The sequence below is a fragment of the Pseudoalteromonas sp. P1-16-1b genome, assembly GCF_001401785.1.
Lineage (GTDB): Bacteria > Pseudomonadota > Gammaproteobacteria > Enterobacterales > Alteromonadaceae > Pseudoalteromonas > Pseudoalteromonas undina.
This window is the reverse complement of sequence record NZ_LKGQ01000001.1, coordinates 165,963-187,206: the sequence shown is the minus strand read 5'-3', so window position 1 is coordinate 187,206 and position 21,244 is coordinate 165,963. Positions and strand designations below refer to the sequence as shown.

The 21,244-nt window shown below is 39.1% G+C and carries 17 protein-coding genes; all 17 read left to right on the top strand.

Annotated features, from left to right (window positions below; genetic code table 11):
• The first annotated feature begins 6 nt into the window (after nt 1-6).
• The 17 genes from tssL (at nt 7) to AN392_RS00685 (ending at nt 21,244) form a co-directional block, all read left to right on the top strand.
• Complete coding sequence (gene tssL / locus AN392_RS00765; RefSeq protein ID WP_055011525.1) at nt 7-1,287, top strand: type VI secretion system protein TssL, long form; 1,281 nt, start codon at nt 7-9, stop codon at nt 1,285-1,287.
• Between the two features lie 10 nt (nt 1,288-1,297).
• Complete coding sequence (gene tssM / locus AN392_RS00760; RefSeq protein WP_010389390.1) at nt 1,298-4,807, top strand: type VI secretion system membrane subunit TssM; 3,510 nt, start codon at nt 1,298-1,300, stop codon at nt 4,805-4,807.
• Complete coding sequence (tagF, locus tag AN392_RS00755) at nt 4,789-5,517, top strand: type VI secretion system-associated protein TagF (RefSeq protein ID WP_010389388.1); 729 nt, start codon at nt 4,789-4,791, stop codon at nt 5,515-5,517. Before tssM ends, tagF begins: the two co-directional genes overlap by 19 nt.
• 40 nt (nt 5,518-5,557) lie before the next feature.
• Nucleotides 5,558-6,307 carry a PP2C family serine/threonine-protein phosphatase gene (locus AN392_RS00750; RefSeq protein WP_235575556.1) on the top strand — a complete coding sequence of 250 codons (750 nt, stop codon included), beginning with the start codon at nt 5,558-5,560 and terminating at the stop codon, nt 6,305-6,307.
• 202 nt (nt 6,308-6,509) lie between these two features.
• Complete coding sequence (gene tssA, locus AN392_RS00745) at nt 6,510-7,625, top strand: type VI secretion system protein TssA (protein ID WP_010389383.1); 1,116 nt, start codon at nt 6,510-6,512, stop codon at nt 7,623-7,625.
• Between the two features lie 15 nt (nt 7,626-7,640).
• On the top strand, nt 7,641-8,144 hold the full coding sequence (gene tssB / locus AN392_RS00740; RefSeq protein ID WP_010389380.1) for a type VI secretion system contractile sheath small subunit: 504 nt from the start codon (nt 7,641-7,643) through the stop codon (nt 8,142-8,144).
• Entirely contained in the window at nt 8,141-9,631 is a 1,491-nt protein-coding gene (tssC, locus tag AN392_RS00735) for a type VI secretion system contractile sheath large subunit (protein WP_010389377.1), read from the top strand. The genes tssB and tssC (AN392_RS00735) overlap by 4 nt, the downstream gene beginning before the upstream one ends.
• Nucleotides 9,632-9,668: 37 nt before the next feature.
• Complete coding sequence (gene tssC, locus AN392_RS00730; RefSeq protein ID WP_010389374.1) at nt 9,669-11,195, top strand: type VI secretion system contractile sheath large subunit; 1,527 nt, start codon at nt 9,669-9,671, stop codon at nt 11,193-11,195.
• A gap of 2 nt (nt 11,196-11,197) precedes the next feature.
• Nucleotides 11,198-11,977, top strand: a complete 780-nt coding sequence (locus AN392_RS00725) for a type VI secretion system accessory protein TagJ (protein WP_054201391.1) — start codon at nt 11,198-11,200, stop codon at nt 11,975-11,977.
• A gap of 15 nt (nt 11,978-11,992) precedes the next feature.
• Complete coding sequence (gene tssE, locus AN392_RS00720) at nt 11,993-12,478, top strand: type VI secretion system baseplate subunit TssE (protein ID WP_010389371.1); 486 nt, start codon at nt 11,993-11,995, stop codon at nt 12,476-12,478.
• Nucleotides 12,475-14,301: a type VI secretion system baseplate subunit TssF gene (gene tssF / locus AN392_RS00715; protein WP_054201390.1), complete on the top strand. Its 1,827-nt coding sequence runs from the start codon at nt 12,475-12,477 to the stop codon at nt 14,299-14,301. Before tssE ends, tssF begins: the two co-directional genes overlap by 4 nt.
• Nucleotides 14,298-15,287 carry a type VI secretion system baseplate subunit TssG gene (tssG, locus tag AN392_RS00710; RefSeq protein WP_054201389.1) on the top strand — a complete coding sequence of 330 codons (990 nt, stop codon included), beginning with the start codon at nt 14,298-14,300 and terminating at the stop codon, nt 15,285-15,287. The genes tssF and tssG overlap by 4 nt, the downstream gene beginning before the upstream one ends.
• 22 nt (nt 15,288-15,309) lie before the next feature.
• Nucleotides 15,310-17,928: a type VI secretion system ATPase TssH gene (gene tssH, locus AN392_RS00705; RefSeq protein ID WP_055011524.1), complete on the top strand. Its 2,619-nt coding sequence runs from the start codon at nt 15,310-15,312 to the stop codon at nt 17,926-17,928.
• Nucleotides 17,929-18,148: 220 nt separating this feature from the next.
• The gene (locus tag AN392_RS00700) at nt 18,149-18,628 is read left to right on the top strand and encodes a type VI secretion system tube protein Hcp (RefSeq protein WP_010389365.1); all 480 of its coding nucleotides are present in this window, start codon (nt 18,149-18,151) and stop codon (nt 18,626-18,628) included.
• Nucleotides 18,629-18,702: 74 nt separating this feature from the next.
• Nucleotides 18,703-20,556: a type VI secretion system tip protein TssI/VgrG gene (tssI, locus tag AN392_RS00695; RefSeq protein ID WP_055011523.1), complete on the top strand. Its 1,854-nt coding sequence runs from the start codon at nt 18,703-18,705 to the stop codon at nt 20,554-20,556.
• A complete protein-coding gene (locus AN392_RS00690; protein ID WP_054201386.1) occupies nt 20,556-20,915 on the top strand; it encodes a hypothetical protein in 360 nt (119 codons plus the stop codon). Before tssI ends, AN392_RS00690 begins: the two co-directional genes overlap by 1 nt.
• A 38-nt stretch (nt 20,916-20,953) precedes the next feature.
• Complete coding sequence (locus tag AN392_RS00685; RefSeq protein WP_010389361.1) at nt 20,954-21,244, top strand: PAAR domain-containing protein; 291 nt, start codon at nt 20,954-20,956, stop codon at nt 21,242-21,244.

The window sequence follows — 21,244 nt, the reverse complement described above, 5'->3', positions numbered from 1 at the left end:
GTTTCAATGGACGAAACCATTATCAAACCTCGCCCAGGTCGATTAGGGCGAAATACGCCAAGTAGTAATCCGGCACAAAATGATGCTGATAAAACAGTGATGTCGGTCGAGCCACCTTCTTCAAAGCCATTAGGTAGTAACAAAGTATCGATATTTAAAAATCCTTTGTTAGAAGCAGCAACCGATTGTTTTTCTCTTGTAATTTCAATTAATCAATCGCTTGAAATGAGCAACCTCGCAGCGCTTAAACATCGTTGTGTTGAGGCAATCAAACGATTTGAAGTGGAAGTTCGCAATCAGCACTTATCAAAAGAAGTGATCAATAATTCGCGCTATTGTTTGTGTGCCATTCTTGATGAGTCTGTATTGAACTCAAAGTGGAGTTCAATGGAATGGGCAGATGAAAGTCTACTTTCTACTTTTCATAAAGAAACATTTGGCGGTGAATATTTTTATACGTTACTTGATTCAGGCTTAGGTCAACCAGAAAGAAATCAACAGTTTTTAGAGTTGCAATATCACTGCTTAAATTTAGGGTTTAAAGGTAAATATCGCCTAGGTGCCGGCGGTGATACAAAAATCGAAGAATATCGTTCACAACTTTATCATTTATTAAACCAACTTAATGGGCCAATTAACAACAAGCTGTCTCCAAACTGGAAGCAAAGAGTAGCAGCCGGTGTTGAACTGAGAAATCAAGTTCCGCTATGGGTTATATTTTCTGTATTGGGGCTAATATTATTGATGATTTATTTATCAATAAATATGAAACTAAATAATGATGTTGTTGCGATTAATGAAAAGCTAGCCGGTATTCACCCCTTAGCAGTCAACCAGACGGTTGATAAAAAAGATCAGCAATTACGTGTCCTTGAACAGTTGTTGCAAACAGAAATTAAAATGGGGATTGTTGCCGTTGCTAAAACCTCAGATGGGATCCGCATTACAATCAACAGTGAAAACTTGTTTAAGCAAGGAGACGCGCAACTTCTCCCTTCATTCCAGCCTATTTTAGAGAAGTTAGCGTTAAGCCTAGAAGGAACTAAAGGGCGAGTCCTCATAACAGGTCACACAGATGACTTACCAATTAGCACTGATAAGTACCCTTCTAATTGGCATCTATCTTTAGCTAGAGCAACACAGGTTGCTAATTTAATGGCTAAAAGCACCAACTTGAGCGGTCGTCTATGGCCAGAAGGAAAGGGCGCAGCAGAGCCTATCGCCAGCAATTCAGATTCAGCTTCTCGGTCGTTAAACCGCAGAATTGAAATCGATCTATTATTTTAATGAGGCTGTAATGAGTTTCTCACAAAAATTTAAGAAAATAACCTACGCACTAACGTCTCGAACCGCTATGTTAATTATCGGTTTTTTAGCCTTATCATTATTAATTTGGTTTGGTGGTCCTTTAATTGCAGTGGCCGATTATGTTCCGCTTGCCGGTGTCGCAGCAAGACTATTAACTATTTTATTGATAGTACTCGTTTTTTCAGTAACCAAAATTTATCGCCTTATGCAGCAAAGCAAACGTGATGAAAAAATGGCAGATGAGTTAATAGATAATAACGATGCAAACAGTAGTGAAGTTAACGAAGAAATAACCACTCTAAAAACCAGAATGAATGAAGCCATAGATTTACTCAAAGACGTAAAACTATTTAAAGGTAAAAATATATACCAATTGCCTTGGTATATTATGATTGGTCCACCTGGCGCAGGTAAAACAACGGTTATTCATAACTCAGGCCTAGATTACCCATTAAAGGATAAGCTTGGGGTTGATTTAGTGCATGGTGTTGGTGGTACGCGCAATTGTGATTGGTGGTTTACCAATAAAGCGGTATTAATCGACACCGCAGGGCGTTATACAACGCAAAGTAGCCACGCTAAACACGACTCTAGAGCATGGGAAGGCTTTCTCGGCTTACTAAGAAAGCATCGCCCATTGCGCCCTATAAATGGGGTAATGATCAGTATGGGGATTTCTGAACTTATGAGTCAGACCAAAACTGAGCGAAATCTTCATGCGCGTGCTATAAAACAACGCCTTCAAGAATTGCAAAACCAGCTTGGTATGACATTTCCTGTCTATGTTATTTTTTCTAAAGTAGATTTAATTGAAGGATTCAGAGAGTTCTTTGGCGAACTTACTGAGGAAGAATGTGAGCAAGTTTGGGGGATCACCTTTGAGCTTGATTTAGACAAAGATACCCAAGTCGATGCATTCAATAAAGAATTCCACGCTTTAATTTCTAAACTTACAGAGATGTTAAACCGTCGATTGATCAATGAACGTAATGAAGCTATTCGAGCTAAAATCTTTGAGTTCCCCAGACAATTACGTGTGTTACAAGGCGTTGCTGATGACTTCTTGAAAGAGATTTTTACTCCTAACGCTTATGAAGAGTTACCTATGTTTAGAGGCGTGTATCTAACCAGCGCCACTCAAGAGGGTACCCCTTCGAGCTTTTTAAATGATGCAAGTGCAGATAAAACCGATTACATAAACCAATCTAAAAGCTTTTTTATTAAAAACGTTTTAGAGAGCGTTATTTTCCCTGAGCAAAACTTAGCAAGCACTAACAAACACCATGATAAACAGAATAAGTGGCTTCGAATTGCTAGTGTGTCACTTGCGTGTATTGCTTTGTTCGGTTTTTCAATTTCTTGGTATTTCAGCTTTGCGTGGAATAGCAACTTAATTGATGCAACAGATGAAGCAGTTGCCACGTACCAAGAACTAGACTCATCTTCTTTTGATAGAAATAATTTACTGGTACTAAATGACAGACTAAATGCATTAAGAAACTTGCCAGCAACCAATGCTCAGTTAATTGATCCTGAAGATGCATCTTCAGTTGGCTTTAATAAGCTTACTGAAATTAAAGAGTCTTCTGCTAATGCTTACAAACGTTCTTTGCAAACCTATTTAGAGCCCTTCATTGCAAACACGTTAATAAAGGAAATGGAGGCTCACCCAGAGCACCTTAGCTATTTATATGAAACGCTCAGATGCTACTTAATGCTATTTAAACCTGAATATTTTGAAAGTGAAGATATTTCCGTTTGGTTTAGTGCATATTTAGATAGAAATTTGCCTGGTGATTTGAACATGCAGACGCGTAATGAGTTGATGAATCATATTGCTGCGTTGTTAAAAGAGGGCGTAACACAAACCGAAATAGATAATCAGGCGGTTCGCGTAGCTCGTGCAGAACTCACTAAACTACCGATTGCAGAAAGAGCATACCAGCGACTTCAAGCTGATTTTCTTGATAGCAGTATTCCGCCTTTCAGATTAACCGATATTATTAGCTTTGAAAGTGCGCAAAAATTTACTTTTCGTAATAATGGTGATTTAACGCGCAGTATTCCGGGGCTATACACTTTTAACGGTTTTCATGGCATTTTTAATATTGAAAAAGGAAAAATGCTTGGCAACTTAATGGCCAGTAGCTGGGTGTATGGTCAAGAAGCCTCTGGCACGTATGATATTTCTAAAGCAGAGATAGAAAAGAAGCTAGAGCAACGTTACTTTCAAGATTATATCTATTATTGGCAGTCGTTTTTAGATGACTTGAGTCTTAATCAATACAGCTCACCTGCTGAGGGTGTGAATATTACTGATGTATTAGCAGGCTCAGAAGCGCCAATAAAAAATATCATCAATGCAGTTAAAAAGAATGTTCAACTAACTAAGCTACCTGTTTCTGAAAATCAAAAAGTCGCAGGGGATATTGCGGCTAATGCAGCTAAAGTTGCGATGCAAACGAAAGCAAATCGAATCAAACGCTTCTTACCTGACGAAGCGCCTAAGTTTGAGGTACAGCTACCGGGCTATCAAGTCGAAGAGGCGTTTGAAGATATTATCGATATAGACATTCAGCAGCTTGATAATATTCAGAAAAACTTAAGAGAGTTGAATATTTATCTAACTAAACTTGATAGAGGTGATCAGCTTAAATACTCAATTAAAGATCAAATAAGTGGTAAGAGTAAACCGAGTTTTATTCGCCAATTAGAGTATCAAAGTAGTGATTTGCCTTATCCGTTTAATAGTTGGTTGCTTGATATAAGTAGAGATACTAGCAACATCACCAAAAATAGTGCTAACAGACATTTAAATGAAATTTGGAAAAGCAAAGTGTTGCGCGAGTATAACGCGGCAATTGTGGGGCGTTACCCATTTGCTCCACAGGCAGAAAAAGAAGTCAGCATTAAAGACTTTACTCGCTTCTTTGGCCCCAATGGCACCATAGATAACTTTTTTAATAGCTATGTAGCTCCGAGTGTGGACATGAGCTCTAGCCCGTGGAAATTTGAAAAAGATATTGGTATTAGCAATAACACCTTAAAAATGTTTGAGCACGCTTTCAAAATTCAAACCGCATTTTTTGAACGTGGTAGTGATACACCCCGAATTGAGTTTGGCTTACGTACTTTTAATTTAGATAAAACGGTATCTAGTTTAATGATTGAAATTGATGGCCAGTCAATGATTTACCGTCATGGTCCACTCAAGGTTACAAACTTTGTATGGCCTGGCGCCAGTGGCCAAAGTAAAACTCGCGTTGTGTTTACACCGCCAAACGGTGGGCGTTCAATTAACACGACTTATCAAGGCGAGTGGTCACTTTATCGAATGCTAGATGAGCTCAGTGAAAAGCGCAGCAAAACCCGTCAAGATCTAGAGTTACATTTCTCTTTGATGGGGAACAATGCAAAAGTAGAATTACTGCCTAGCTCAATCAGGCATCCGTTTTGGAACAGCAGTGTAGAGAAGTTTTCATGTCCGACCCGATTGTAGATATTGGTTATCTTGGCAAGGTGCCTTGTTTAGGCGACTTTGTTCAAGATAACGTAACTAAAGAGTTTTCAGAGCATTGGGAGCAATGGTTACAAGCTGCCATTGCTGTGAGCAAAGAGCAACTTGGTGATGTTTGGCAAGAAAGCTACCTAACAGGCCCTGTTTGGCACTTTGCCTTAAGCCCCAATATTGTAGGTGATACTGGCATTATGGGTACGTTATTGCCCAGTATGGATGCAGTAGGAAGGCACTATCCACTAACAGTAACTCGTGCAACTCATATTGCTCCGGTTGATGTGCTTCATTCTGGTGTTTTTTCATTAGAGTACGAAGATGCTGTTCTTAAAGTACTTGATGGCTCTGTGGATTTGTTCTCTTGGCGAAAAGAACTAGCCAGTACATTAAGTGAAGTTGCTGCAAATAAAAAGCAAGTAAGTTATGCCAATTCAAAAGATAAAAACAAACAAGCAGTCGCACTAGAGTTTTCAGGTACAGAGTTAAGCGATCATATTTTACAAGATGCCATGCATGCTATTTTACATAAAAAGTATGGTGATTATAGTGTTTGGTGGACACATGGTTCTTGTAATATAAAACCGATGGTACTGATCACGTCAGCTTTACCGCCAGTTAATCAAGTAGCCGCTATGCTCGATGGACGTTGGAAGCATTGGGAATGGAACTACACACAGGTAAAGAATAGTGATTAGTAATTTAAGTACAAGTTATGCCATAACTCATAGAGGTGCAGTGAGGCAGCTAAATGAAGATGCGCACGTTGAAATTAACAGCCATAACTTATGGGTCGTAGCTGACGGTATGGGCGGGCATGAAGCGGGTGAAGTTGCTAGTCAATTAGTGGTTGATGTGATTAGAACTACTGTTGAAAAGCTCAGGCTAGAAGACCTGACCGTAAGTCATATTGTTAGCGCCATAGAAGATGCAAATAAGCAACTAACTCAATATAGCGCTGAATATTTAAGCAATAAAACAGCTGGCAGTACAGTAACAGCTTTGTTTGTTAAGAATGAGCGCTATTACATATTATGGGCTGGTGATAGCAGGGCCTATTTATTACGTAATGGCAAACTAACGCAAGTTTCTCGAGATCATAGTCAAGTTAATGACTTAATCGACGAGGGAATGATCTCTGTTGAAGAAGCTAAAAGCCACCCATTATCTAACGTTATTACCCGTGCTGTAGGGGTAATGGATGAAGTGAAAGTTGATGTAATTGAGGGTGAGATAAACAAAGGCGACATCTTTTTACTGTGTTCAGATGGCCTTACCGGTGAATTATCAGATGAAGACATATGTTTGTCATTAGAGCCCAGTAGTATTATTGATTCAGGAATGGCTTTAATGCACTCCTCGTTAGTCAGAGGTGCTAAAGATAACGTAACTTGTATTTTAGTGAAATATGATGATGTAGATGCCAATCAATCGATACAATCTTGCAATATACAAGATGAGGCAACGATTCCATTGTTCACTAAGTAGCTGATTAAGCCTGTTTTAGTATATTTAAGAAAAAAATTGTAAATATATCAGGAACAAAAAAACTGTTATTTCAATTATTTATAAAATAACATTAGCCAGCTTATCGGCACAATGGCGCTGAAGCTTGTAATTTAATTTAAAGAATGTAATATTATTCACGCTCTAAGCTTTAGAGAATATGGATAATATTTAGGACAATGGAATGTTTTTATTTGAAGAGTATATTTCCCCTATTTCAGATACTGAGTTTGCAGGTAGTGATCCGCGCTCAGATGTCTCTCCAACGTCTACTTACTACGCCTTAAAAGATTTAAGAAACCAACTTCGTGCGGCTGAAAGAAATGCGTTAGTCGATGAAGAAGGAATTGCTTCGCTTTCTCGAGATTGGATTCCGTTACTTGAGCAATGTAGTGAGGCAATTAAAACCGAAAGTAAAGATATAGAATACCTAGCATGGCTAATTGAAGGCTTATGCCGCGTTCATGGCTTTAAAGGCATTGCGTTTGGTTTTAGTGTTGCTAAGCACCTTTTGGAACATCATTTTGAGTCACTTTATCCAACACTTGATGACGGTGATGAAATTTCAGACAAAGTGTCTGCATTAGTTGGCTTAAATGGCAGTGCTGGTGAAGGTACGTTAATTATTCCAATTAAAAGTATATACATGACAGACAGTGTCAGTATGGATCCTTTTTCTTTTTGGGAATATCAGCAAGGTTATGACATTTCACGTTTAAGTGATGAAAAACGCGAAAAGAAGATAACCCAAGGTGCCGTTGATTTTGAACAGCTTGAAAAAAGTGCAGCCGAAACTAGTACCGAGTTTTTTGTATCTTTAAAAAATGATATTGAAGACGCGATAGAAAAGTTTGCCGCTTTGAGTGAGGTTATGGACGAGGTAACGGGTGAGCCACAACCTACGTCTAATATTAAACAAGCATTAGAAGTGAGCTTAGCTGCGGTAAACCATGTTGCAGCAGATAAACTTGAAGCAGCACAAATTGCATTAGATAAGGCAAATGCTGAGCCTGAAGAGGAAGCGGTTGAAGATGCGAGTGAAGCAGACGCAGCGCAACCTAAAAAGCGTGTCAGTGATGAGATTGATTCGAGAGAAAACGCAATAAAAAAACTTCAAGAAATTGCGACATTTTTCAGAAAGACTGAACCTCATTCACCAATGTCTTACACGATAGAACAAGTTATTCGATGGAGCGAATTATCGCTACCTGAGTTATTAAATGAGTTAATTACAGATAGTGATGCTAGGACTGGATACTTTAAGTTGTCTGGCATTAAGATCAGCGAAACTGAAACATAGTAAAAGGAGTTCTCAATGAGTATCCATGATAAGTTAAAACGAGTTCGTAAACCAAGAGTACATATCACTTATGATGTGGAAACTGAGGGCGCGGCAGTAAAAAAAGAATTACCCTTTGTAGTAGGTGTAATGGGTGATTTTTCTGGTGATAACACAGAAGCACTTAAACCACTAAAAGATAGACGTTTTATTCAAATTGATCGTGATAACTTTAATGATGTTTTAAAACGTATGAGTCCTTCTCTGCGTTTAAAAGTAGACAATACATTAACGGATGATGGTTCTCAGTTTGAAGTTAACTTGAACTTTAAGTCGATTGACGATTTCGAGCCTGCTGCGGTTGTAAACCAAGTAGAACCTTTACGCAAATTGATGGAAACGCGCAACAAGCTGCGTGACTTGATGACCAAGATTGACCGTTCAGAAGAGCTTGAAAATGTACTCGAAGAAGTATTAAGCAATACAGCAAGCTTAGACTCGATGGCTAAAGAACTTAACTTAGAGGAGACTGATAAATGAGCACTGAACAATTAGCAACAGAATCAGAATCGGTATCAGAAGTAAGTTCTTCACTATTAGAGCAAGCAATTGGTGCGACTAAACAAACAGAGTCGAGCCGTGCTGAAGAGTTACTAAAAACATTAACCGAAGAAGCATTAAAAGGCACGGTTCAATGGAATAAAAACATGACTGTGACGTTTAATGAAGCTATTCAGTTAATCGATCAAAAAATCTCAAAACAGCTAAGTGTGGTGATGCACTCGGATGAGTTTCAAAAACTTGAAGGCTCATGGCGCGGTTTGCATCACTTAGTGATGAATTCTGAAACAAGTTCTACATTAAAAATTCGTGTTTTAAACATGAAGAAAAAAGAGTTACATAAAGACTTAAGTAAAGCCGTTGAGTTTGATCAAAGCCAAACCTTCAAGAAAATTTACGAGTCTGAATTTGGTACTCCAGGTGGTGAACCATATGGCACTATCGTAGGTGACTTTGAATTTACTAATCACCCTGAAGATGTTGAAACATTAAGCTTAATGTCTAATGTGGCTGCAGCTGGCTTCTGTCCATTTATTGCTGCCTCTTCACCGTCTTTATTTGGTTTTGATAATTGGGAAGAGCTTACTAAACCACGTGATTTAGAAAAAGTATTTGAATCATTAGAATACACTAAATGGCGCTCATTTAGAGACAGCGATGATTCACGCTTTGTATCACTTACTATGCCGCGTTTCCTTTCGCGTTTACCTTATGGTGCAGCGTCAAAACCAGTTGAAGAGTTCAACTACGAAGAGTTTGAAGTTGAACCAAAAGACGGCCGTTCAGTGAGCACTGATAATGGTGATTACTGTTGGAGTAATGCAGCATACGCTATGGCAACTAACATGACCGCTGCGTTTTCTCAATACGGTTTCTGTACTGCTATTCGTGGTGCTGAGGGCGGCGGTAAAGTGGAGGGCTTACCGACTCACATTTTTACTAGTGATGATGGTGACCCAGATCTTAAGTGTCCAACAGAAATTGGCATTACAGATCGTCGTGAGGCAGAGTTAAGTCAGTTAGGCTTCTTACCTCTATGTCACTATAAAAATACTGATTATGCTGTTTTCTTTGGCGGTCAAAGCTGTCAAAAACCAAAGATTTACTCAACGCCTGATGCCACGGCTAACGCTGCTATTTCAGCTCGTTTACCATACTTAATGGCAACTTCTCGCTTTGCGCATTACTTAAAAGTAATGGCACGCGATAAGATTGGTAGCTTTATGGAAGCTGAAGACGTTGAATCATGGTTAAACCGTTGGATCCTGTCATATGTAAATGCGACAGAGGGCGGTGGTCAAGACATCAGAGCACGTTACCCTCTTGCAGATGCGAAAGTATCTGTAAAAGAGATCCCAGGTCAACCTGGTGCCTACAACGCTGTTGCTTGGTTGAAACCTTGGTTACAAATGGAAGAACTAACGTCTTCTTTACGTCTTGTAGCTAAAATCCCAGAGATCGGTTAATAATACCGCTCTCTCGCATTAAGGATGATGCAATAGAATGAATCACGAAGAGTTTTCATTTATAAATCAAGACTTCACTTTTCAACAAAAGTCACAGTCTCGAATTAGTGATAATGACGCTTTGCTCGATAGGTTTTTAAATGAAAAAAACCTAGATAAAGCGTTATTGTTATGGCTTGAAGGCTCTTCTGATTCTCCCCTTTCTTGGAATAAGGAGTCTTTAAGTCCTTATTTACAACGTGTAATTATTGAACTCGATCAGCTTATTTCATCGCAACTCAACCACATAATTCATGCTAATAGCTTTCAACGTTTAGAAGCTAGCTGGCGTAATCTATGGTGGTTATTATTACAAACAGAGCAACAAGACAAAGAAAAAAAAGTAAAAGTTAAATTGCTCAATTGTGATTGGTCAACGCTCTCAAAAGACGTGAACAAAGCGATTGATTTTGATCAAAGTATGTTTTTTCAGTTACTTTATCAAAACGAGTTTGACAGTGCCGGAGGCGAGCCTTTTGGTATTGTAATTGGTGATTACGAAATTAGTAATGGTTGCTCAGCAGGCACTATTTACAACGATATTGATACCATAAAAGAGGTATCAAGAACGGCAGCTGCTGCATTTTCTCCTTTTATATGTTCGGCATCGGCTAATTTATTTGGTGCTGATAGCTTTTCAGATTTAGGTTATTACTCTGATTTATTTAATCAGTTTGAACAGCCTGAATATATAAAATGGCAAAGTTTTAGAAAAATGGAAGAAGCCCGCTTCATGGGCTTTACATTGCCTCATGTATTAGTCAGGCCGCCTTATGTTAATGATGGCAAACGCCATCAAGATTTTTACTTCAAAGAACAAATAAAAAATCCAGAAACAGATATGTTGTGGGGCAGTGCAGCGTATCAATTCGTATCAACAATAATTAGAGCTTACTGCGATAGCGGTTGGTTTGGTCACATTCGTGGTATAGAGCCAGGTAAAGTCTCTAAGGGATTAGTAACAGGACTTGCTCGTGATAGCTTTGCAAACGATACCTATCAAAAAGAGGCAAAGCCGCCACTTGATTTATTAGTAACCAGTAAGTTTGAAAAGCAATTTTCTGAGCTCGGTTTTATCCCAGCTTCTTCGGTTACAAATACGGAACATATTGTTTTTTACAGTAATGCATCGGTTCAAAAAACAAAAAATTACGACTCAAGTGCTGCCAATATCAATGCGCGCTTATCGTCTATGTTGCAATACATTTTGTGTGTATCGCGCTTTGCGCACTATTTAAAATTATTAGCCCGAGATCGTGTCGGTTCTTATAGCACAGCACAGGCCTGTGAGAGAGATTTACAGGCCTGGATAAATAACTACACAACTGCGTCAGACTCCGCGTCTGAGCATATTAGAAGCAAATATCCACTGAGTAATGCAAAAATAAAAGTAAGTGAAAATAAAGCAAATCCGGGGCATTACTTTTCGGTTTTGCAGTTACAGCCCCACTTTCAGTTAGACCAAATGGTCTCGAGTATTAAGTTAATAACAGAGCTCAGTCCTCATCATAAAATAAAGGAATAATCATGAAAAAAATACACAGTTTAATTCGCGAGGGAAAACTTGCTGATGCTTTATTATGCTGCGCTACCGAGTTGCAAGATGAGCCTTTAAATTTTGACATTAGAAGTATTTATTCTGAATTACTTTGCATTAATGGCGAGCTTGAAAAAGCAGACAAACAACTCGACTTTATGGTGCAAAAGAACCCAGAGTTTGCTGTAGGTGCAGTTAACCTTAGACATTTAATTCGTGCCCAGCAATCGCGCGTAGATTTTTATCAAGGTAAGGGGATTCCTAAACTTTTTCATGAAGCCAATGAGCTAGATACCTTGTTTTTAAAAATGCATGTTGCTTTGCTTGAAGGTGAAACATCTGAAGCAGCCAGTCTTGCACAACAAATGGAAGCGCTTCGCTTGGAGAGTGTTGAAGACGAGCAATCAGCAATTCGAGATTTAGATGATAGCTTAAGTCCTTATTTAGAAGTGCTAGGCACGAATGGCGAGTTTTACCTGGCTAACTTTAATGAAATTGAAACATTAAAAGTAGAACCTGTAACGTCATTATTAGAGGGTATTTGGTTACGCGTTGAAATTACTATTAAAGACGGCCCATCGGGTACCGCTCACTTGCCACTAGTTTACGCAAACTCAAATACAGATCTAGAAAAGCTAGGCCAAGTATCTGATTGGGAAGAACTTCAAGACGAATTTATTATAGGTAAAGGAATGAAAATGTTGTTTGTCAACGATGAAGCCATCACTGTTCCAAACCTTAAAATAAACGTCCTAGAAACAGCTGAGTAAGCATAGTAAATAATTATGATAGAGCATAAGCAGCAGCTTCAAGCATCCATTTTAGATAGGCTCATTGACGATGAGCCAGACTTTCAGGATGCCCCATCTCGTACTGAGGGGATCAGCATTAGTGAGCTGAGAAAAAATGTGCGCAGAGACATAGAAGCGCTGCTAAATGCGCGAATTCAATGGCACACGTGGCCAGCACAGTACGCAGAGTTAGCAACATCCTGTTTATCGTATGGTTTACCTGACTTTTCGAGTATGTCGGTGAGCTCTCACGAAGGGCGGGCACTGCTATGTGAAACCGTTAGAAATACAATTTTGAAATTTGAGCCTCGGTTCATTGAAGTTGAGGTATTTACTGACGATGAAGTACCCGTAAATAGAGTATTAAACTTGCGAATAAACGCTTTACTATATGCAGATCCAGAGCCTGAGTTTATTAGCTTTGACTCTGAAGTTGAGCCTGTGAACTTAGGGATGAAGATTATTGAGGCTTCTTTATGAACGATGAATTATTAAAATATTACAATCGTGAATTGGCGTTTGTTCGTCATATGGGTAAAGACTTCTCTGAAAAATACCCTAAAGTTGCAGGGCGATTAAAGCTAAGCGATGATCATATTGAAGACCCTCATGTATCTAGATTAATTGAATCGTTCGCATTTTTAACGGCTAATATTAGGCAAAAGTTAGATGATAGCTTTCCTGAGCTTACTGATGCTTTATTAGGGCAAATGTTACCTGACTATCAAGCGCCTATTCCTTCAATGTCGGTGGTTAAATTAGAGGCTGAAAACCTCTCAACCACGGGAGTAGTCATTCCAAGAGCGAGTGAAGTTGAAACAAATGTTGAGTCAATGAAGCAATGTAAGTTTCAAACCTGTTATGAAACTTACTTATGGCCTGTTGAAATTACCAGTGCGCAATTTGATAACAGTCCTTTTGTGGCACCAAAACCACGTTGGCATGAGAAAGCAAAGTCAATTTTCAAACTTGAGCTAACCGGTGAATACCCGGGTGTATCACTGGCTGAAACTGGACTGGAAAAATTACGATTATTTATAAATGGCCAATGGCATCATACGCTTAAAGTGTATGAATTATTGTTTAAGCACGCTATTGGCATTGCTTTTGATAATGGTGATGAGGGTATAAAGTACCTTTCTAAAACTCAACTTAAAGCGGTTGGCTTTGATGCAAATGAAGCGGTTGTACCGTATTCGCAGCGATCAAGTGCCGGCTATCGCTTACTCGTCGAAAACTTTACCTTTCCTGAAAAGTTTCGTTTTTTTGAACTTGAAAATATTCACTCATCGTTGCCTAAAAATTCTAATAAATGCACAGTGTATATTTATCTTGATGCTGAATCTTCAGAGCTTGAAAAGCAAGTAGACAAAGACATGTTCTTGATGGGGTGTACGCCCATAATTAATATGTTTGAACAAGAATTAGAACCTATTCGCCCTGAGCTGAGCGAATACGAATACCAATTAACGCCGCGTTATATGGACTCTGAGATTTCAGAAGTAATTGGTATTTCAGAAGTAATTGCCTTTGACCATAAGGGAAATAAACAAATAGTTTGTCCGTTTTATGGACAAACGCATCCACGATACCAAGGCCACGATGATTTGTTTTGGCATATCCGCAGAGAAACTGCCTCATGGGCAGGGGGTTATGTTGAGTCAGGCACCGAATCGTTTCTATCATTGGTAGATGCACGATTTGAAAATAGCGCTATGGATTATGCTGAAGGGAACACGGTCCTAACCGTACGTGCTAATTGCAGTAATCGAAACCTCCCTGCGAGCATGCCTTTTGGAGACGATGAGCTAGGCTTATTAATGCCAGAGCGCGGCGATGTAATTAAAAAAATTAGATGTTTAATTCCATTTACTCATGCAGTTAGACCGATATTAGCCGATGCAACACGTTGGCAATTAGTTAATCATTTAACGCTCGACGCGTTTAGTGGAGATGATGCATGTAATAAGCTTAAAGAAGTGCTACGCCTTTATGATTTTAGAGCATCTCCGCAAACAAAAGGCCTTATTGATAATATTTACCGTGTGGTTGTAGAACCCGCAACGGCTCGTGTTGTGCAAAAAGGGCGAGTAAGCTTTGCAACGGGAAGTGAAATTGAAATTACCTTCGCCAATGATGACTTTTCAGGTAGTGGCATGTTTTTCTTTGCCTCTATCCTCGATCATTTCTTTGCGCAATTTGCAGCAATTAATAGCTTTACTCGCGTTAGTTTAAGGCTAAAAGAACAAGAGCAAGTGTATTACCAATGGCCTGCGCGAGTTGGGGAAAGCCCGTTAATATGATCCAACATATTATTTCTCAAGCGTCACAAGTTGACTTTTATAAAGCAGTTTTCATTATTGAAAACCAGCTGAAAAAGCATGGCTTGGAGTATCGCTACGTAGGGTATGACAGTAGTCCAAAGCAAGAGTTAATTAAGTTTACCGCAACTCAAAAATTTGGTTACCCAGGTAACGCTATCACAAAATTAGAACAAGCAAGCTTTGAAGATGGCTTACATAAAGTCAACATGCAGATCTCTTTTATGGGATTAACGGGTTGTTCGGGCGCTTTGCCTCAATTTTATAGCGAACTGGTGATGCAGCGTCTTCGCTATAAAGATACAACCATGCGCGACTTTTACGACATGTTTAATCACCGTTTGGTGTCTTTATATTATCGAGCGTGGAAAAAATATAAACCGTCTTTAAATCATATAAATAAAGATAAAAACAAAGACCCATACACGCAAATATTAGGGCTTTTAAGCGGCGGTTATGATGAACATCAGTTGCACTTTTCAGGCCTTTATAGCCGAAAAATTCGCAATGCTTTTGACTTAAAAAGTGTACTGAGCTCATATCTTGGCTGTGATGTTGTCATTAAACAAATGATAGGTAAGTGGCACGATTTGAAGCCACAAGAGCAAACATGTTTAGCAAGTGAACGCCTTTATGAGGGACAACATGCCCGCTTAGGTGTTGATACGGTAATTGGTAAAAAGATATGGGATATTTCTTCTAATATCGAGATCCATATCAGTACCCGCGATTTTGATAAAGCAAAATCCTTGTTACCTAAAGGCAAGTTATTTGAATTAGCTAAAAAAATTGTCAAAGACTATGCCGGCAATGCTATTTCATTTCGACTTGTTATTGAGTCAGATTTTCAACAACTTGATGCGGTGCAGCTGTCAAAAAGTGAATGCCAACTAGGCGCAAATAGCTTTTTAATGGCGAGTAAAAACACCCCTAAATTTAACCCTACTAAGTTATCGTTTAAAGGATAATTAAAATTAAAAGGAACAGTGTATGTCAACGATGACATTAAACAAATTAGTTGAGAAACTAAGCCCAGATTGTAGAAAGAGCTTAGAAGCAGCGGTCGCAATTTGTAATAGCCGCAGCCATTTTACGGTTGAATTAGAGCATTGGCTGTTAGCTATGATTGAGCAGCAACTAGACGATGTTAGACTCATATTCGGTGCTTTCGATATTGATATTGATCAGGTAAAGCAAGATTTAAATCAATCATTAGAGTCATTTAAAACGGGCAGTGATTCGTCGCCTAGTCTGTCGGTACATGTTACTACTTTACTTAGACAATCATGGTTAAGCACCAGTATAGAATTTACTGATGAGCAAATTCGCAGTGCTTACGTTATTTATACGCTTACAAAAGACGATACCTTGTCTAGTTTAGTAACGCGTTGTAGCAAGCTTTTCAATAATATAGAACCCGGACAACTACTACATGCATGGCCTGAAATTGTTGCCCAATCGCAAGAACGTAATACCACCACTGCAAGTGCTACAACACCTGCAAATGGTTCATCTAAAACACCAAGCTTAGATCAATTTACCGTCGATTTAACCGCTCAAGCAAAAGCGGGAAAAATAGACCCAATTTTAGGCCGTGATTTCGAAATACGTCAGATGGTAGATATTTTAACCAGACGTCGTCAAAACAATCCAATATTAACGGGTGAAGCGGGTGTAGGTAAAACCGCTGTGGTTGAAGGACTTGCCCTAAGAATCGCTCAAAAAGATGTACCTGCAGTATTACAAAACGTTAAGTTGCACAGCCTAGATTTGGCTTTGCTGCAAGCGGGTGCGGGCATGAAAGGTGAATTTGAAAATCGTTTGAAGTCGCTAATTAATGAAGTGAAAAACGCTGTTGATCCTGTGATTCTTTTCATAGATGAAGCTCACACTATGATTGGTAGTGGCGGACAAGCAGGTCAAAATGATGCTGCTAACTTACTTAAGCCTGCTCTAGCAAGAGGGGAGTTACGCACTATTGCAGCAACAACGTGGGCTGAATATAAAAAGTTTTTTGAAAAAGATGCTGCACTAACACGTCGCTTCCAAGTGGTTAAAGTTGAAGAGCCAACACCAGAAAAAGCGGTTGCTATGCTACGTGGTTTAGTTCCTGTGATGGAAAAACATCATAAAGTGTTTATTTCAGAGCAAGCACTTGAAAGTGCAGTGCATCTATCGCACAGATACATTACTGCCAGACAACTACCCGATAAAGCCGTTGCATTGTTAGATACGGCATGTGCTCGTGTTGCTATGAGTCAAGCATCGACACCTAATGCGATTGAGCAGTTAATTAACAGGCTTAGTGAAATTGAAGCGCAAGTTTTAATGTTAAATCGTGAGCAAAAAACCGGTTTAGATCACAGCGAACAATTATCAGCACTTAAATCTGAACTAGTTGAGATTGAACAGCAACTGGAACCATTAAATGAGCAGTTCAATGTTGAGAAGGATATAGTTGCCGAGTTAAACCAAGCGCTAGAATCGATTAACACCAACGATGCAGACTCTTCTGCTGAAGTACTTGAGCAGTTAAAAGAAAGCAAGCTTAAGCTAGCCTCGTACGAACATAATATGGTGCATTGGCAAGTTGATGAAGAATTGATTGCACAGGTTATTTCTGATTGGACTGGTATTCCTGTTGGTAAAATGCATGAAGATGAAATTCATGGCATTTTAAATTTAGCTGAGCAAATGAAACAACGCGTAGTTGGCCAAGATCATGCGCTTGAACTTATGGCTAAAGTGGTGCAAACCTCCCGTGCGCAGCTAGCAGACGAAAGTCGCCCTAATGGTATATTTATGCTGGCAGGCCCAAGCGGTGTTGGTAAAACAGAGACCGCGCTTTCACTAGCACAAGAAGTGTATGGCAGTGAAGATAACGTAACAGTTATTAACATGTCTGAGTTTAAAGAAGAGCATAAAGTGTCATTACTACTTGGCTCACCTCCGGGTTATGTTGGTTATGGCGAAGGTGGTATTTTAACCGAAGCAGTAAGAAGAAAACCATACAGTGTGGTGCTACTTGATGAAATGGAAAAAGCCCATCCAGGCGTGCAAGATATTTTCTATCAAGTATTCGATAAAGGTACGATTAAGGACGGCGAAGGTCGCGATATCGACTTTAAAAATACCATCATTATTATGACCTCAAATGTGGGTACTGATACCACAATGAGTTTATTTGAAGATGAAGAAAGTAAGCCGAGTATTAAAGGTTTATTAAAAGCATTACAAGATGATTTATTAGGCGCATTTAAACCCGCATTTTTAGGGCGCATTAATGTTATTCCTTATATTCCGTTAAGTGATGAAATTCTGACCCAAATTGCAGCGCTGCAAATTAGCAAAATTATTAAGCGTGTTAAAAAGCATTATGATGCGCAATTAACGTATAACGATGACGTGATTGAGCACATTATTGCTAATTGTCAAAATGCCGGTTCGGGTGCAAGAAACATTCACACCATATTACAGAATAAAGTACTACCACTATTGTCTGAAATTTTGCTTTCGAGCATGGTTGATGGTGAAAAAGTGACATCTATCTCATTGTTAATTAAGGATAATGAGTTTGATATTGAGCTAACTAAAGTTAATTTAAAATAACCTGTTTTTATGGTTGTTTCTTTAGTTTTAGAGCATTATAATTCGTGTGTCTTATATAGAAACATGGAATTTTTGAGACATTGTCTTCATCTAGGGAAAGGAATTCTGAAGACCTTTTCATTGCTGTTTTAGAGATAATGATTTCAAGGAATTTTGGGTAACCAAAGTAAACGAATCCACATAATGGATAATATTGTTTAATAAAAAGGAGCATTATCAAATGCAAGCAAATACATATTTAAAATACGGTTCAATCAAAGGCGAAACTACTGCCGAGTCTTTCAAAGATTTAATTACAGTTTTATCTTTAGATTGGAACGTTAGCCGTGAAATTAGCTCAGCGACTGGTACAGCGATGGATCGTGAATCTAGCTCTACTCGTCTAGGCGACGTGACTATTACTAAGCTTCAAGATAAAGCATCTCCGGATCTTTTCAAAGAAGCAACTATTGGTAAAGGTCTACCTGCTGTTTTTCATATCACTAAACAAGGTGATAAAGTTGAAGAAATCATGAAAATCGAACTTACAGATGCCATGATCTCTAGCTACTCAGTATCAGTTCAAAACGACCGTCCAATTGAAACAATCACTATCAGCTACACTGAAATGATGATGACTGTTACACCTACTGACGATCAAAACAACATCACTGCGCCACTAGTATATGGTTACAGCGGTGTTAAAGGTCAACAAATGTAATATTTGTTACCCGATTGTAGCTCTGGGCTTATGCTCAGAGCTTTTTTTGATCTTCAGGATGGGAAAAGCAAGGAATGCAAAAAGCAACACAAGATAAAAACGTAATTCAAATTAGTACCCCTGTTGGTAAAGACGCCCTTTATTTAACGCGCTTCGTTGCACAAGAAGCCATGTCAGATTTGTTTGTTATGTCGGTCAATATGTACACCATAGGCCAACAAATTGCACATGAAGATCTGGTTGGCAAGCCGGTATCGATAAAGGTAAAAAATGCCGAAGGTGGGGGAGAGCGTTATTATCACGGTATTGTGAGTCAGCTTGTTTCTAACGGCAGTCGTACTGCGGACGTTGATGAACAAAAAAATTACATTGATTATCAAGCTACCATTGTGCCTTTTGCCGCTTCTATGCGTAATCGCAAGAACAGCCGCATTTTCCAAAAGAAAACAATAAAAGATATATTTGCTGATTTGTTTGGCCAACACAATGTGGCTTTTTCAGACAAAACCAGTAAAACCTACCCCAAATACGAATACTGTGTGCAATATCAAGAGTCAGATTTTGACTTTATCCAACGCTTATTACAAAGCGAAGGTATTTTTTACTTCTTTGAGCATACAAAAAGCAACCATACATTAGTTTTGGCAGATGATATCACTGCCTATGAAACGTGTGGTGAGGCTAAAGTTGTTCATTCAACTGGCCATTTAAGCGAATCTCATGTTTCGCGTTGGCAAGGCGGATTAAGCTTAGCGCCAGGCAGTTTTAAGCGTTTAGGCTACGATTTTAAACAGCCGTCGCGTTACCCTGATGCAGAGCAAGCAAATGCCGAGTTACCCACGCAATCGGTATCAGAAATTTTTGAATATACAGCAGAGGCAGAGTGCCATCCTCGCGCGGCTAATTTGGCATCTGTACAATTAGAGTCGCTACAAAGAGACATGAAGCTCTCAAGCGGGCGCAGTGACTGCCGCTCATTTTCTGTTGGTAAACTGTTTAGTTTCAAAAAACATGAAGACCCACGCCTTGAAGGTAAAACCTTTGCTATTACTTCGATGATGACATCGATTGTAGTACCAAACCAATCAGGCGCTGCACAAGCATCAAGTGAAGAAGTGTATTCTAACCATTTTGAATGTGTGCCAAAAGATATTCCATACAGAGCGCAAGTGAGCAAAAAGAAACCGGTTATCAATGGTGTACAAACAGCCATAGTAACGGGTGATAGCGCCGATGAAATTATGATTGACCAATATGGCCGCGTAAAGGTGCAATTTGATTGGGATCGCGAAGGCAAAAAAGATTCTAAAAGTTCATGTTGGATCCGAGTTGCACAAAACTGGGCCGGCAAAAAGTGGGGGGCATTTTTCTTCCCTCGCGTAGGTCAAGAAGTTCTGGTTGATTTTATTAATGGCGACCCAGATCAACCTATTATAAGTGGTGCTGTTTATAACGCAGACTTAATGCCTCCGTACGCTTTACCGGGCGAAAAAACGCAAAGCGGTATTAAAACTCGCTCAACTAAAGAAGGTGGAGCAGATAATTTCAATGAGCTGCGCTTTGAGGATAAAAAAGGCAGCGAGCTTGTGTATATGCAAGCCGAAAAAGATAAACAGCTTTACGTTAAAAACGATCAAAACGAAAAAATAGATAACGATCGTAATGTTGAAATTCTTAATAACGACAATCTTAACGTTACAAAAAACCGTATTGCGGAAATGGGTGAAAACGACACCTTAAAAGTAGGTAAAACACTTAATATTGAAGCGGGTGACGAAATAGTGATAAAAACAGGCTCTGCGCAAATTAAAATGAGCAGTAGTGGCAATATCACTATTGAAGGTACAAACATTGATATTAAAGGCAGTAATGTAAAAGTAGATGGCAGTGCCATTACCTTATCTGCTGGTGTAATTAAGTTAAATTAATGATGGAAATAGTCAATAACTTTCAATCAGGGTTTAGAAACGGCATTGCAAATAACGGGCACGTTGTTTACTGCCGCTATGGTTTACCGCATCTAGTGTGTTTACCAATAAATAGGCCAGATGATCCATTATTAAGCCCTGCTTTAAGTCATTTAAAAGCTATGAATGGCTATTATGCACAGCAGTTTTTTATTCATTTAAGTGATTCACTTAATAGTGAAAATGTAATTTCAAATTTATATCAATATGCAACTCAAAGCACAGTGGCACTTGCTGATCACAGTAAAGATGAGCTAATTGAAGAAATTTCGCTATTAGTAACGACTAACAAGCTACTAGTTATTCCACTGTATGAATAGTATTTCATAAACAAGCAAAAATACGACAAGGAGTCAAAATGGGTAAACCCGCTGCTACAATTGGTCATATGCATGTATGCCCTAAAGTGACCGCTAAAGTTCCACATGTGGGTGGACCTATAGTTGCCGGCTCTGGCAATGTGTTAATAGGTGGCATGCCCGCGGCGCGCAAAGGCGACATGATAGTGTGTATTGGCCCGCCAGATAGCGTAAAAACAGGCTCGGGGAGCGTTAAAATTAATGGTAAACCCGCTGCCAGAATGGGCGATGATAGTGGCCACGGCGGAAAAATCGTTGTGGGCAACCCAACTGTTTTAATTGGTGGCTAA